The sequence below is a fragment of the Streptomyces sp. NPDC056580 genome (genome assembly GCF_042793175.1).
Classification (GTDB): Bacteria; Actinomycetota; Actinomycetes; order Streptomycetales; family Streptomycetaceae; genus Streptomyces.
The window spans coordinates 390124-404913 of sequence record NZ_JBHTVE010000007.1 but is presented as its reverse complement, the minus strand read 5'-3'; the positions used below and the strand labels follow the sequence as shown (position 1 = coordinate 404913).

The 14790-nt window shown below is 68.5% G+C and carries 9 protein-coding genes; 2 read left to right on the top strand and 7 right to left on the bottom strand.

Annotated elements, in window-relative coordinates:
- Positions 1 to 119 precede the first annotated feature (119 nt).
- From ACFQ9Z_RS18305 to ACFQ9Z_RS18290, 4 genes are all read right to left on the bottom strand, one after another.
- Positions 120 to 395, bottom strand: a complete 276-nt coding sequence (locus ACFQ9Z_RS18305) for a DUF397 domain-containing protein (protein ID WP_383018192.1) — start codon at positions 393 to 395, stop codon at positions 120 to 122.
- Complete coding sequence (locus tag ACFQ9Z_RS18300) at positions 382 to 1212, bottom strand: Scr1 family TA system antitoxin-like transcriptional regulator (RefSeq protein WP_383018189.1); 831 nt, start codon at positions 1210 to 1212, stop codon at positions 382 to 384. The genes ACFQ9Z_RS18305 and ACFQ9Z_RS18300 overlap by 14 nt, the downstream gene beginning before the upstream one ends.
- Positions 1213 to 1739: 527 nt before the next feature.
- Positions 1740 to 2345, bottom strand: a complete 606-nt coding sequence (locus tag ACFQ9Z_RS18295) for an ATP-binding protein (protein WP_383018186.1) — start codon at positions 2343 to 2345, stop codon at positions 1740 to 1742.
- 93 nt (positions 2346 to 2438) lie between these two features.
- Positions 2439 to 3059, bottom strand: a complete 621-nt coding sequence (locus ACFQ9Z_RS18290) for a hypothetical protein (protein ID WP_383018183.1) — start codon at positions 3057 to 3059, stop codon at positions 2439 to 2441.
- 394 nt (positions 3060 to 3453) lie between these two features.
- On the opposite strand from ACFQ9Z_RS18290, the gene ACFQ9Z_RS18285 reads away from it, so the two are divergent.
- Positions 3454 to 5232 carry a multicopper oxidase family protein gene (locus tag ACFQ9Z_RS18285; RefSeq protein WP_383018180.1) on the top strand — a complete coding sequence of 593 codons (1779 nt, stop codon included), beginning with the start codon at positions 3454 to 3456 and terminating at the stop codon, positions 5230 to 5232.
- 366 nt (positions 5233 to 5598) lie between these two features.
- On the opposite strand, the gene ACFQ9Z_RS18280 is transcribed toward ACFQ9Z_RS18285, so the two are convergent.
- The 3 genes from ACFQ9Z_RS18280 to ACFQ9Z_RS18270 all read right to left on the bottom strand — a co-directional run bounded on the left by ACFQ9Z_RS18280 (position 5599) and on the right by ACFQ9Z_RS18270 (position 7862).
- On the bottom strand, positions 5599 to 6075 hold the full coding sequence (locus ACFQ9Z_RS18280) for a hypothetical protein (RefSeq protein ID WP_383018177.1): 477 nt from the start codon (positions 6073 to 6075) through the stop codon (positions 5599 to 5601).
- A gap of 449 nt (positions 6076 to 6524) precedes the next feature.
- Positions 6525 to 6767 carry a hypothetical protein gene (locus ACFQ9Z_RS18275; RefSeq protein ID WP_383018174.1) on the bottom strand — a complete coding sequence of 81 codons (243 nt, stop codon included), beginning with the start codon at positions 6765 to 6767 and terminating at the stop codon, positions 6525 to 6527.
- A 63-nt stretch (positions 6768 to 6830) separates the two neighbouring features.
- Positions 6831 to 7862 carry a hypothetical protein gene (locus ACFQ9Z_RS18270; RefSeq protein ID WP_383018171.1) on the bottom strand — a complete coding sequence of 344 codons (1032 nt, stop codon included), beginning with the start codon at positions 7860 to 7862 and terminating at the stop codon, positions 6831 to 6833.
- A 570-nt stretch (positions 7863 to 8432) separates the two neighbouring features.
- Between ACFQ9Z_RS18270 and ACFQ9Z_RS18265 the strand changes: the two genes are divergently transcribed.
- Positions 8433 to 14654 (top strand): RHS repeat-associated core domain-containing protein, encoded by a 6222-nt coding sequence (locus ACFQ9Z_RS18265; RefSeq protein ID WP_383018169.1) that lies wholly within the window; start codon positions 8433 to 8435, stop codon positions 14652 to 14654.
- The last annotated feature ends 136 nt before the right edge of the window (positions 14655 to 14790 follow it).

Below are 14790 nucleotides of genomic sequence, written 5' to 3'. Positions count from 1 at the left end.
AACCACCGGCTCGGGCCGGCGGGGAATCAATTCGTTGGCGCACCCGATGCCGCAACCAAGAGGCACCGGGCCGGTGATGAAAATGGCGAGTGTAAAAGTCCCCTTTCCGAAAGGCCAGTTCACCGGCACCGATATGCGCCGCAGCCCGGCCCGAACGGCCGGGAAGCCCGCGAGCACAGGCCGGGGCGCGCGGACATCCGTGGTGAGTACCAGTCGTCGCCCAGGGCCGTGACGAACGCATGCCACTGTTCACGGCCACACCGGAACGCCGGACCGTCAAGGTCCTTGCTGTCCCGGACGAAGACGGTGTGCTCGGTGTCAGCGACCTCCACGCAGTTGCCTCCGTTTCCCATGCTGTGGCTGCTCCTGCGCCAGCGCAGCTCAGTCGGGTCCACCTTCCATTTCCTTCCTCAGCCGACGGATCAGGACGCGCGAGGCCTGCGGGGACAGCGCACGCGCCTGGATCAGGTTGAACGCCACGTGGTGCTGCCCGAGTTGATGGGCGTCGGTGGTTGCCTGGCCTCCGATGAACGACTCCCCGTACAAGAACTCCGGGCCCTCGCAGAAGCCCATGATGCGAAAGGGAGTCATGCTCCCGGGGTGCTCACGCACGCTGAACGGGACGACCTGTACGTGCATCTTGGGCAGGTCGGCCATCGCCAGCAGGTGTCCGAGCTGCTCGCTCATGGTCCGGCTCCCACCGACGCGGCGACGCAGCACCGCCTCATCGAGTGCAATCATGATCTGCGGCGGATCGGGTCTGTCCAGGATGCGCTGCCGGTCGAGCCGGGCGGTCACGAACTGCTCGATCTGCAGCGCTGAGGCTGTCGGATGGGCGGTGCAGAAGACGGCACGAGCGTAGGCCTCCGTCTGTAGCAGACCAGGTATGGCGACAGTCTCGAATTCCTGGACGAAACTGGCCTGCTGCTCCAACTCGACGACCTGCCAGAACCACTCGGGATAGGCGGATCTGACGAGAGGCGGCCACAGGGCTGCCAGAGCGCCGTCCGCGCCGAGAAGCCGGTCGGCCTCCACAGCGTAGCTGCGGGAGGGCATCTGCTCGGCGTTCTCCATCCGTTCGACGTCCGCCTCGGCGCACCGCGTCCGCTCGGCGACCTCCTCGCGGGAGAGTCCGGCCGCCAACCGGCACCGCTGTGCGGCGTCCGCGAAACGGCTCAGCGCTGAGGACAGGTTGTCACCGCGCGACTGCATCGGCCCCGCACCCTGTCCCTCCGCCGGCACGAGTCCCCGGCCACCGGGCGGCTGCCAGGCGACCGTCCCGTCCGGCCCGAGCACGGCCCGGGCGATCGGGGTCCCGGGCCTCGACGACTTCGGCTGCCGCGGCGCCGCCGGAACCAGGCTGAGCAGTCCCCAGGAATGCACGCCCGGCCGGGTCCCGGCGGACAGGGCCGCCTCTATGCAGACCCGCGCGCTCTGCTCGGTCGTGCACGTCCCGCACGGACCCTGCTGGTGCCTGCTGTCGCAGACCTGGTGCACCTCCCACCCGTACAGGTGGCTGTGTTCGAGCACAGACGCGCTCCGGCCCGTGCCTTCACCCACGCGGTTCACTGATCCTCCCTCGGGTGCTGCCGGCCCACCCGCCCGCCGCGGGCGTTACCCGCACGGCCTGCGGAGGTCCTCTCGAGTGCTCGTGCATGTCTCCTTGCGCCGCGTGTATCGCAGATCGACGCGAACGGTGACGAGCCGCGACGCGGTGGCCCGGTCGGCCGGCGCGCAGCTCATCGAGGGGACGGCGTCGTGCCGCGCCCGACGACGGCGAGCGTGCACCAGGTGGTCTTGCGACCGCGGCGCTCCCGGTGCGCACCCCAGGCCGAGGCGATCGCCTCTACCAGGAACATCCCCCTGCCCTGCTCCTCCTGCGGATCCGCCTGACGGACGACGGGTTGTGTCATGGACCCGTCCGTGACTTCCACCCACAGACGGTCACCGATCTGCATCACGTCCAGAGTGATCGATGTACCGGGTGCGTGTTTGACCGCGTTCGCGAGCAACTCGCTGACGAGCAACCGGCCGTCGTCCACGACCCCCGGCGGGCAGCCCCACGAGGTCAGGGCAGCTCCGGCCAGGGCGCGTGCCCTTGCCACCTCGGCCGCCGCCGACCGCATATGGAGGTGCACGTGCCGACCGAAGCCCAGGTTGCAGTCGGAGCACACTGAACTGCGGCAGCCGGCCACCCGTGCGCCGGCGTCGGCGCGTGCGGCGAGCGGCGGCTCCGGCTCGTCGCGGACGTACGGCGTGGGCGGCCGCTGCCGAGGCAACTGCCCGCCGTGCGACTGTGCGGCAGGAGGAACTGCGCGGCGGTTCGGGTCATGAAGGTAAGCCATGGCGGGCCCTTCTGCCGCAGTGTGCGCGCGCAGCCGGCGCGGTGCCCGTCTGGTCGGCGACCCGACGCCTCAGGACGCCCCGGCGCGGGTGCCTCACCGACGTCCGGCTCCCAACTGCTGCCCGCGAACCGCGCGCAACTGTGCCATCGACGCTTTCACGCCCCGGTACGGGGCGAAAGCGGCAAGCACCGGCCTGAGGGCCCGTCGCCGTAGATCCCCGGCATCCGGGATGAAGGATGTTCGCCCCTGCGCTTCCACCCATCGAGGCTCTCCCGACAGTTGTTCACCGGGCGGCGGCTCCACCACGGCGTCCGGCCCACACACTGCACGCAACGGGGAGAGCGGCGGTATACCGGCGGTATCCGCACCGGTCGCGGCACCACCAGCCGTCGGCCGGCCCGAACGGCATGCCGTCGATTCGACGTGAGGACCGAGGTCGTGGGCGAGGCGGGTGATCGCGGCCCGGAGTTCCTCGTTGACCGCGTCGGCGACTGCGTGGTCGGGGTCGGCGGTGTCGACCTCACGCCCGGAGGCGTTCAGGCAGTGGATGGTGGCGCGGTTGTGGTCGCCGGCCGCACGGGCGGGGGCGGCCGGCGTTCGAGTCGGCTTGTAGGAGAGGCCGCCGGCCGGGGTGGCCTGCTTGCCGCGTCCGGCGGCGCGGAGCGAGACGCCAAGTTGCGGCATCACCCTGCTGGACCAGCGCAAGAGGTTCATCGGCGGGCCTCCGTCGCCTGCGGGCGCGCTCACCGATGGGCCGCTAGCGCCGTGACCGCGGGGCGCCAGTGCTTTGCGTGGTGGCTTGCGGCCGCCGTGCGCATCCACCGGGGCGATGGGACGATCGTCGGTGACCGGCAGCCGGCCGCGCACGGGCCCGAGCCTGCGGAGAGTTCCGGCTCGGAAAGCCACTGGTGCGGTGCTCATGACCTGAGTCGAGGAGGGAAGCCCAGTGATCAGCAGGAGGCTCGTCCTTCAGACCAGTCTGGCGGGCGGAATGTCGCTCTTTTGCCCTCCCGGTACCGCTATGCCGCGGGCTGCGCCGGCGCAAGCAGAAGTCCTTGATCCGGCGGCGATACGGAAGTACGTGGCCGAACTCGTGATACCTCCCGTCATGCCGTTCGACAACCGGGCCGGCCGGGACATCTACACGATCGGCATCCGGCGGTTCCGGCAGCAGGTGCTTCCCCCGGGCATGCCGGCCACAACGGTGTTCGGATACGGTTCGACCGGGCATCCCGAAACGTTCCACTATCCCGCGTTCACCATCGAAGCGTGGTACGGACGTGCGGTCCAGGTCAGGTGGGTCAACCAACTGCTCGACTCGAACGGCGGACATGTGCCGCACATATTGCCGGTCGATCCCACACTCCACTGGGCGAACCCACCAGGCGGGTCGGAGCGGCGGGACTCCCGTCCCACGTTCACCTCGACACCCGGGCCGTACGGCGGACCGGTACCCGTTGTCACCCACCTGCATGGCGGGGCGAACACGGAGGAGAGCGACGGATACGCCGAGGCTTGGTATTTGCCCGACGCGCGGGGCATTCCCCGCGGTTACGCCCGAGTCGGGTCCTTCTACGAGGAGTTCGCGAAGAAGTCCGAGGCGAAGTTCGGCGTGCCCTGGGGCCCGGGGGAGGCCGTCTTCCACTACGCCAACCGCAGCCGGGCCGCCACCATGTGGTTCCACGACCACACCCTGGGCATCACCCGGCTGAACGTGTACGCCGGAATGTCGGGCCTCTACCTGCTGCGCGGTGGGCCGTCGGACCTGGCGGAAGGTGTCCTGCCCGGACCCGCGCCGAGGCTCGGTGACCCGCCCGGCAAGCGCTACTACGAAATTCCGGTCGTCATCCAGGACCGCACGTTCCGTACCGACGGGAGCCTGTTCTACCCGGCGAGCCGGGCGCTCTTCGACCGGTTCAAGGGCCCTTACGCGCCCCGCAGCGACATACCGCCGATCTGGAACCCGGAGTACTTCGGCAACGCGATGGTCGCCAACGGCAGAACCTGGCCGGTGCTGCCCGTCGAGCCGCGCCGTTACCGACTCCGGTTCCTCAACGGCTGCAACGCACGCACCCTGATCCTCAAGATCGTCACTGATCCGATGGCCCGCAGACCGGTACCGGCAAAGCTTGCCCTGTGGCAGGTAGGAAGCGACGGGGGCTTCCTACCGGCCCCCGTTCGGCTCGACCAACTGCTGCTCGCCCCGGCCGAACGCGCCGACGTCATCGTCGACTTCTCCTCAACCCCGGTCGGCTCGGAGCTGTACCTGATCAACGAGGGACCGGACGCAGTGTTCGCGGGGGGCACGGTCGGGACCGGCTTCCCCGCCGCGAACCCGAAGACCACCGGGCAGATCATGAAGCTCGTGATCAAACCGCTCGTCACGGCGGACACCTCGACGCCTCCCGCACGGCTCACGCTGCCACCCATCAAGCCCCTGGGCGCAGCAGACCGCACGCGACAGGTCAGTCTCGGTGAGGTGGCCTCAGCCCGCGTGCCGGGCGTGAGCCCCCGCGAAGTGCTGCTCGGCGTCATCAGTCCGAACGGCAAACCGAAGCTGTTGGGATGGGCCGATCCCATCACGGAGAACCCCGCCGTGGGGTCGACGGAGATCTGGGAGATCCACAACCTGACGAAGGACGCCCACCCCATCCACATCCACGAAGTGCAGTTCCAGATCGTCGACCGGCAAAAACTTCCGGCCGGCGGCCGTCGACCCCCGGAGGCTTGGGAGCGCGGTTTCAAGGACACGGTCCTCGCCTATCCGCAGGAGACAACCCGGGTCAAGGTGCGCTTCAGCCAGGCAGGCCGGTACATGTGGCACTGCCACCTCCTGGAACACGAGGACAACGAAATGATGCGCCCCCTGCGCGTCGGTCCGGCCTGACACTCGACCAGAAGCCCGCTGGAACCCGCCATCCATGGACTCACGAGCTATGACCGAAGACATGCCCGCACCGTGCATCATGAAGTAGATCGGCCCGTGTAGGCGCCCCCCAGTAAGGGCTGTCGCGCAGCACCCCCCGTTCGCCCGCAAGCTGGAAGCCTTTGACCTGTCGCTTTTCGGCGGCTTTCTAGAGGGCAGACGCGGCGCGGCGGTCGGTGCCAGGACGGTGGAGCACGTGATCGCCGCGGTGCGACGATGGCCGAGACGGTGAACGACCGCGCCAACTGGCTGTCAGCTCCTCTCCTCAGCCGGCAGCCGGCAGCCGGCAGCCGGCGGCCGGCAGCCGGCTGAGGAGAGGAGCACGAGTCAGGAGGACTCGGACGGCGAGGCCAGTGACTTGAGGTGCTTACGCCAGGCAGCGCTCACGCTGGGCGGGATCTTCGTGGTCAAGCCATCTTCTTTGGTGAAGGCGAGGCCTTCGCTGTAGGCGCCGCCACCGCAGCCGTCGGACTGGCGGGTCAGTTTGACGTCGGCGGACGCGTTGATCTCAGGATGGTTGCTCCCCTTGGGAGTGACGCGGAAGCGGACTGGGCCGAGGTCCGGGCCCGTGTCATCGGGAAGGCGCAGGCTTATCCGGGTGGTGTCCTCCTGTTCCAGGTGGCCCTTGCCGCAACTGCCTGCTGCGCAGAGTTCGTAGGAGGCGCCCGCTAGGTCGGTATAGCCCCGCTGGAGGAACATCACGCCGATCTGCGAGGTGACGCCGACTCCGGCGCACGGCTTTGAGCTGCTGCACGCTGACGCGGTCGCCATGACGGACACGGCGGCGAGGACTGTGAGTCTCACCCTTCCATTCAACACTTCTTTACCTCTCCCGGGAGCGCCTTCTCTGCCAGAGCGATGTCCGTGAAGAACACCGTGCACTTGCCGTCCCAGCCCTCACTGCACTCGCCGTCGTCACTCACCGAGTCGCAGCCCGCACCCATGCGGGGCGATGGAATGACCGACAGGTGCGGTCGGAGGCTGGCGCCGAGCGTATCGCCGGGAGGTCGGGCTCCGGCCCGGAGGTGCCGGACGCCATGTGGCCGCAGGGCAGAGCCAGTACGGGTAGTGGTTTACGGTCGTGCCCGGTCCGCACAGGGCGCGCGCCCTTTCAGGAAGTCGAACACCGGCCGATTCGTCGGGCGTTAGGGATGATCGGAGCCTCAGAGGGCGCTTCAAATCCCTGCGCGGCATTCAGTCTCGCCGGGGCACCGAACGCACCAACTCCTCCCCAGCGAGGCGGCGCATGCGCCTCACGGCTGTGTGAGGATGTCGCTCACCCGGTGGGCATAGATCACCCGTCCGCATGGCGTGGGGTCGGGTGTGGGGCCGGTCGCTGCACAGGAAGGGTCGTTGATGTCGGCGCGGTGCTCACTCTGCGACCAGAGTAAAGGTGCCCCGCCGGTGGCCTGTCCGTGCTCGTAGTACATGTCCTCGGCGCCGACCGCCGTGCGAATCTCGCCACCGGTCACCACCAGGTCGCCGTCGCCTCCCACTGCTGCCCGCCACAGACTGGCGTTGCTGTAGCGATGGCTCTGGTTGAGATACCAGCGGCCGGCCTAACGGGAGGCCCCCTGGACCTGTTTCACGGGTAGCACGTAGGTGCCGACCACGGACACCAGGCCGTCGGCGGTCGCCAGGAGGGATCCGTCCGTGTCGTCGACGGGCAGGGCGCCGATGCGTCCGTTGCCGGGATGAGTTGAGTCGGTGGTGCAGTACTCGCCCATGATGAGCTGCGGGGGGCTGCTGCTTCGGTCGACCGAGAGGTAGGACGCCTTGGGCGCCCCACTCGACTCGCACGTGCCGGCTGAGCTGTTGTACTGGGCGCTGACGAAATCGTAGGAGCCCACCTGCGGCAGGACGTAGCGATAGCCGTAGGAGTACCAGACGTTGCTCTGCCGTCCGACCTTGCCGTTGTCCTGGACGTCGCTGCTCAGGCCGTCGGGAGTGCTGTTGTTCGTGGCGGGGTTACGGTCCGGGTCGAGGTCGAGGATGTCACGCAGGTCGAACACCCTCAGCCCGTGCAGGGCGTCGGTGACGTAGAGGCGGTACTTGTACCAGGCGATGCCGCCGGCGTGGATGTTGATCGCCCGGTACGAGATGTGCCCGTAGGAGTTGTAGTACGGGTACGCGAGCAGGACGTGGCGATACTTTCCGGTGGCCGGGTCGAGGAAGGACAAGCGCACCCCCTTGTCGGCACACGCGGGCGTACCGGCGGGCGTGCAGGCGGTGGAGTCGTCGTACCAGGACGTGATCACGGGCCGCTTGGTTCCCCAGTACTCATCGGCCTGGGCATCCGAAACACCCGTGATTCCCTGTGGGATCCATTCCTTACTCAGGGCATCGTCGTCGCTCCAGCAGTACCTGACGGCGGGGGCCAGCGGAGCGATGCCGCCGTCGCCGGCGCCGAACGGATCAGTCGGACAGGCCGTTCCGCTGCTGACGGACTTGTCGGCCTGGCTGAGCAGGTTCTGGACGCCCTGTGTGGGCAGTGAGGCGGTCAGATCGGCGACGCGGTCACTCAGGTCGGTGGCCGCGAGGCTGAAGCCGCCGTCGACCGTTGACGTCGTGCGGGCAGTGATCGCCTGCACGGCGACCGGCTCCGGCCTTGTCGGTGTCGCCGCGGCCTGCCCTGGCTGCCACAGCAGTGCACCGGCGGCGAGAGCCAGGGTCAGGAGACGGCCTGCGCGGCGCGGGCGGCATCGGGCGTTGCGGGTCTTCATGGTGACGTCAGCCTCTTGGTCGAGGGTGGGCGAGCAGCGGACGGTGCGACGAAGACGGTGCGCTCGACGAGGCTGCTCGGTCAACCACCCGAAGTCGTCGAAGCGCGCTCGCCAGCCGCAAGGCTGCTGGGGGAAATAGAAGTTGCCCTCGAACACCACGGCATGAAGGCCGACGTGGCCGTTGTCGGGGCAACACCGACTCCAACTGGGGTTCCGTGCCACCGCCGACCGGCGCCGACACCGTGATCGGGACCCGCAAACCGCGGTCGCCCGCCGTGGGCTTGGGGGCCCGAATTCTTGCGCTGAGCGACAACGGCTTTGCGTTCACGGTCAATGCGTCGGACAGCCGCCGGTGAAAGGCTCGCCGCGGTTCCACTGCTGAGGGTGCCGCGACCTATGAGCGGCGGCCGCCCTGGACGGGATGAGGGGGAGAGCCTTGTGAAGGTACGCAGACGACTGCCCTGGTGGCTGGCACTGTTGTGCCCGCCGCTGATCCTCGCCGGACTGCTGCAGGGTGCCGTCCCCGCCCCCGCACTGACCACCGTCACCGCGAAGGCCTCCGCGGCTACCGGGACACCGCGTAGGGAGAAGTCCGTACCCGGCCGGCGCCTGCCCGCCGCGGCCAGGCGCCGTGACCGGGAGGGCGTCTCCTCCACGTCACCGGCGGCGCCCGTCTGGCCGGCGGCGCGTTCCGCCACCCTTGATGTCACCAAGGGACACACCGCAAAGCTTCCGGGGACCGGGCTCGTCCTGACGACGACTGCGAACACCGCGGCCGCGGTTGCGGTGCACACCTACGACCGGGTCACGGCGCGGCGGCTGGGGGCCCTCGGATACGTCTTCACCGCTGCCCGCGCCGACGACGCGGCGCCTCGGACGGGACCCGTGACCGTCACCATGGACTATGCGTCGTTCCGTCACGCCGCCGGCGGCGACCTGGCGAGCCGGCTACGGGTGGAGCGCCTGCCGCGGTGCGTGTTGGATGCCAGACCGTGCCGAGGGCGGGCAGCCTTCGTACCCGCGGACAACGACGTCGCCAAGGGTCGGATCAGTGCCCGGGTGCTTCCGGCCGACAACGCGCTGTACGCCCTGGTGACCACCACGTCCGGTGGTAGCGGCGACTACCGGGCGACCGACCTCAAGGCGTCCGGCAAGTGGTCGGTCGGACCCGAGTCGGGTGACTTCCAGTACTCCTACCCGCTCCCGCTGCCTCCTCCTCCCTACGGCAAGGCGCCGGACCTGTCGCTGGACTACTCATCACAGTCGGTCGACGGCCGGACCTCGGCCTCGAACAACCAGGCGTCCTGGGTGGGACTGGGCTGGGAGTTGAACCCCGGTTTCATCGAGCGCAAGTACCGGGCGTGCGTCGACGACGGAAGCCCGACCCTGTCCGACCTGTGCTGGCACTCGCCGTATTCGGGCGCGGAGGACGGCGCCGAGTACGTCATCTCCCTTCAGGGTGCGACAACCGAGCTGATCAAGGACGGCAGCGGCAGGTACCACGCCGAGGACGACCCAGGCTGGAAGATCGAGCACACCTACGACGGTGCGAACTCCGACAACAGCAAGGAAGCCTGGGTGGTCTCCACCGACGACGGCACCCGCTACTTCTTCGGCTACCACGAGGACTCCAACTGGACGGTACCGGTCGTCGGCAACGACAGCGGCGAACCCTGTCACGACGCTGCACAGTCGCTGTGCCGTCAGACCTACCGCTGGAACCTGGACGAGATCCGGGACCCCAACGAGAACGACACCCGGTTCTCGTGGACCAAGGAGACCAACTACTACAAGCGCTTCTCCAACGGCGACAAGGAGTCCTACGACAGGGGCGGATACCTCAGCCGGGTCGAGTACGGCATGCAGACCGGCGAGAAGCCGGCCGACCGCGTCGACTTCACCACCGCCTACCGCTGTCTGTCCGACGTCACGAAGCAGAGCCCGAACTGCTCCGCCCCGACCTCCACCAGCGACAGCGACTACCCCGACGTACCCGTCGATCTGATCTGCACCAGCGGCCAGGACTGCACGAAGAACTCCCCGGCCTTCTTCGTCACCCGGCGCCTGGCGTCGATCACCACACAGGTCTGGGACCCGGCCACTTCGGCCTACCTGCAGGTCGACCGCATCCAACCCACCTACGCGATGCCCGACCCGCCCGGCGCGACCGACGCGATGCTGTGGCTCAACTACATCCAGGTACAGGGCACATGGGGGGAGAACGTCACCCTGCCCGCCGTGGACTTCGACGGGGCCTGGCTCAACAACCGGGTCGACTACCCCAGCGGTGACTCCACCAAGGCGATGCCCATGCGCCGTATCACCAGCATCCAGAACGGGCTCGGCGGCGCGACGGACATCCACTACGGCCACGGTTCCGCCGCCGCCACCTGTCCCAGCGACGGTTCCGACTCCACCTGGGAATCGGGCAAGCACTGGGACACCAACGACCAGGAATGCTTCCGCGTCGACTACCGGCCCGAAGGGGCCTCCTCGACCGTGCACGGCGTCTTCCAGAAGTACCTGGTGACCAAGCTCGACCAGGTCGACCTGATCGGTGGCTCGCCCACCAGGACCACCCAGTACGACTACCTGGGCACACCGGCCTGGCACTACGACGACGACCTCACCACACCCACCGACCAGCAGCAGTGGGCCGACTGGCGCGGTTACGCCACCGTCCGGCAGACCGACGGCAGCGGCCCGGCCGGGCAGCGCTCGGTCACGGAGACCACCCACTTCCGCGGCATGGACGGGGACAAGCTCAAGAGCGGCGGCACCAAGAACGTCAACCTCACCGACTGGGACGGCAACCAGTTCGCCGACAACCACGCCAAGAGCGGCGAGACGCTGCAGACCCGCCACTACCGCCTGAACTCCGACGGTTCGCGCACCGAACTCGCCTCCGAGCGGTACACCTACTGGGACTCGGGCGTCACCGCGAACGGCCCCGGCCTGCACAACGCCCACATGATCCGCCCTTACCAGACCCGGGCCCGGCAGCTCAGGTCCGACGGGACCTGGCGGCAGACCGGCAGCGACAAGGACGGCTACAGCGCCGCCAACGGCGGACTGCCCACCCGGATGGTGGAGTGGGGGGAGATCGGCACCGCGGCCGACAACAGTTGCAGCGAGATCACCTACGCGCAGAACACCGCGGACTGGCGCTGGATGCGGGACTATCCCGAAACCCAGGAGACGCACAACGGCGACCCCGACGCGAGCAGCACACAGTGCCCGGGCCCGGTGGTGGCCCGCACCGTGACCCTCTACGACAACGCCACCGCGCCCGGCACCAGCGATCAGCCCATCGACGGCAACCCGACCGAGATCCGCCGGTACTGGAACGACACCTCGCACTCCGACGAGAAGAAGGTGTACGACCAGTACGGCCGCGTCACCTCCGACACCGACCCGCTCAACCACACCACCACGACGTCGTACAACCCCACCAGCGGCTGGCCGGTCAACGGCACCAGGACGACCAACCCGCTCAGCCAGAGCACCACCACCTACACCAGCCGCGCCTTCGGTGTGGTCACCCGCACTGTCGACCCCAATGGCCTGACCACCACCACCGACTACGACGGAGCCGGCCGGCTGGTCCGCGTTTGGCTGCCCACCGAACCCAAGCCGAACGGCGTGGACGTCCCCCCGCCGACCGGCGCGGTGCCCTCCTACGAGTACGCCTATCGCGTCACCGTCGACGGGACCGCCCCCAATTCACAGCCGGACAAGCCGACGGTCGTGACCGCGCGCCAGCTGCAGTCGCTCACCAACGGCACACCCCAATGGCTCCCGACGTACACCTATCTCGACGGCTTCGGCCGGACGCGCGAGGTGCAGGCGCCCAGCGCGGCCCGTACCGGCGGCCGCACGGTCACCGTCACCACGTACGACGACCGCGGCCTGACCAAGGGCACCTCGGCAGCGCTCTACAACACCCAGGCCCCCGGCGACGACCCGGACCTGCTGCTCAACCCGGCTCCCAGCGAGATCCCCTCGTGGACGGAGAAGACCTACGACGCACTGCAGCGGGAGACTTCCAGCACGCTGTACGGCTACGGCGCGGTCGACTGGACGACCAGCACCGCCAACTACGGCGACGGAAAGGTGGTCACTCCACCGCGCGGCGCCCGAACCGCCTACTGGAACGACGGCCTGGACCGACTCGCGAAGGTGCAGGAGAACGTCCCCGCCGGCAGCGACGTGCCGCCGTCCGCGACCCCCACCACCAGCTACACGTACACACCGCGCGGAGAGGTCGCCACCATCACCGACGCGGCCGGCAACCTCACCTCGTACGGCTACGACTGGCTCGGCCACCGCACCAGCACCCACGACCCCGACGCGGGCCCGTCGACCACCACGTACGACCCGGCGGGCAACGTCCTCACCGCGAAGGACGCGGCCGGAAAGACACTCGCCTACACCTACGACGCGTTAAACCGCAAACGCACCGAATGGTCCGGATCGGTGGGCGACACCAAGCTCGCTGAATGGACCTACGACACCGTGCCCATGGCCGGTCAGAGCGGCACACCCACCAAGTTCGTGCTCGGCCGGCCCGCCACCACCACCCGCTGGAGCGGAGGCCAGGCCTACCGTGTCGACGTCACCGGCTACGACCTGCGCTACCAGGTCACCGGCCGCACATGGACCGTGCCGGCCGCCGAAGGAGCGCTGGCCGGCACCTACACCTACGGCTACGGATACGACCGCGCGGGACACCGGACCTGGACGACCTATCCGGCGGCCGGCGGCCTGCCCGCCGAGAAGGTCACCACCGGATACACGGACACCGGCCGGCCGGACACCCTGACGGGCGACACCACCACCTATGTGAAGTCCAGCATCTACTACGGCAACGGAGTGCTCGAAGGCAGGAGTTACGGCGCCGAAGGCAGCGTGCAGCGGCAGTACGGCTACGAAAGCTCCGGCGCGCAGCGCCTGTCGTCCGTGCAGAGCTTCACGGCCGGCGGCCGCGTGCAGTACGACACGTACGCCTACGACGACGACGGCGACCTGACCTCCGTCACCGACCAGACCCCGGCCGTACCGCAGAACCAGTGCTACGGCTACGACGCCCTGCAGCGCCTGACGAACGCCTGGACCACCACGGCGGCCTGCTCCGCCGGGCCGTCGGGTGCCGACAAGGCGGGGACCGACCCCTACCGGCTCGCCTACTCCTACGACCCCGTGGGTGACCTGACCTCCGTCTCCGACGACGCCACCACCCGCACGTACACCTACCCCGATCCCGGTCCGACGGCGGTGCGTCCGCACGCGGTCTCCTCCGTGGGCTCCGACACCTACGGCTACGACGCCGACGGGCGCCTCACCTCGCGCTCGGTCGGCGGCACCGCGGGCACCCTGGCCTGGACCGACAACGGCTCCCTCGCCTCGGTCACCAGCGCGGGCGCGACGACGTCGTTCGCGTACGACGCCGACGGCGACCGGCTGGTCCGCCGCACCCCGAGTGGCACGACGGTCTACCTGGACGGCATGGAACTGACCCGCACCGGCTCGGCGGTCAGCGCGACGCGCTACTACGCCGCAGGCACCAGCGTCGTCGCAATGCGCACGCCCACCACCCTGCAGTGGCTCGGCAACGACCAGCAGAACTCCACCCAGCTCGCCGTCGACGCAGCCACGGGCAAGGTCTCGCGCCAGCGGTACCTCCCCTACGGCGCACACCGCGGCGGCACCGACGCCCTGCCCACCACCGACCGAGGCTTCCTCGGCAAGACGGAGGACGCGGACACCGGCCTGGACCAGATCGGCGCCCGCTACTACGACCCTTCCCTGGGCCGCTTCATCTCCCCGGACCCCTTGTACGACAAGACCAAGCCCCAGACCCTGAACGGCTACACCTACGCCGACGGCAACCCGACGACGTTCAGTGACCCGACGGGGCTGCAGAAGTGCTGGAGAGACCTGGACGGCCGCACCTGCGTCAACACCCCTGGGGAGAAGCCAAGCGGAGGTGGTGGCGGTGGTAGCAGCGGAAGCGGAAGCGGCGGGAGCAACGTTTGTGGCTACTGCGGTGGATCTCCGGGCCCGGCTCCGGTCGTTGCGCCGGTACCGCCTCCGTTGCCGACCATTTTCCCGACCTGGCCACCCACTTTGCCGTCCCTGTGCACACTGCCCAACCTCTTCGGCCAGGACACCTGTGGACCGAAGCCCAAGTGCGGCAACTGCAAAGGCGATGGGGACCTGGCCTTGGAATGGACTGTAGCTTGGCGACACCACAATGAAATCTTCCACCAGAACGATCCCCTGACCCAGTACTTGATGACCTCGGCTTTTATACGGAGAGCCGGCATGCGGATCGCAGACGATCTGCACCGCTCGGGCGCCAGTTCTGGTACCACGGCCTACCAGGATCCGCAGAATCTGGGCCAAGTGGCGAGGGATATGGCCGGTATCGCCACTCGTGGTCGTCTAGGTAGTAACTACGCCGAGGGCTTCCTCGGATCGTATCTGTTGTCGTGGAACACCACCGGCGTCGGTGCTGGAGTCGCCATGGCTCACTTCACGGTCACCAACGTGACTTCGATGAACTCGCTACTGCATCCCGAACATTTCGGTCTTCAAGTCAGACTTCCTGGTCCCACACTGCGCGAAACCTTCGTATTCGACCAGCCAATCCGCTATTGACCTGGCGGTCGTAGAAGGATTCGTGCCAAACCCCCATCGCGCTGGCCCGCACCGTAGGAGCAGTGTTGCCCAAACGTCGATTCCAGTATCTGCTGACAGCGCTTGTTGTGCTGTCCGCCGCCCTCACCCACGCAAC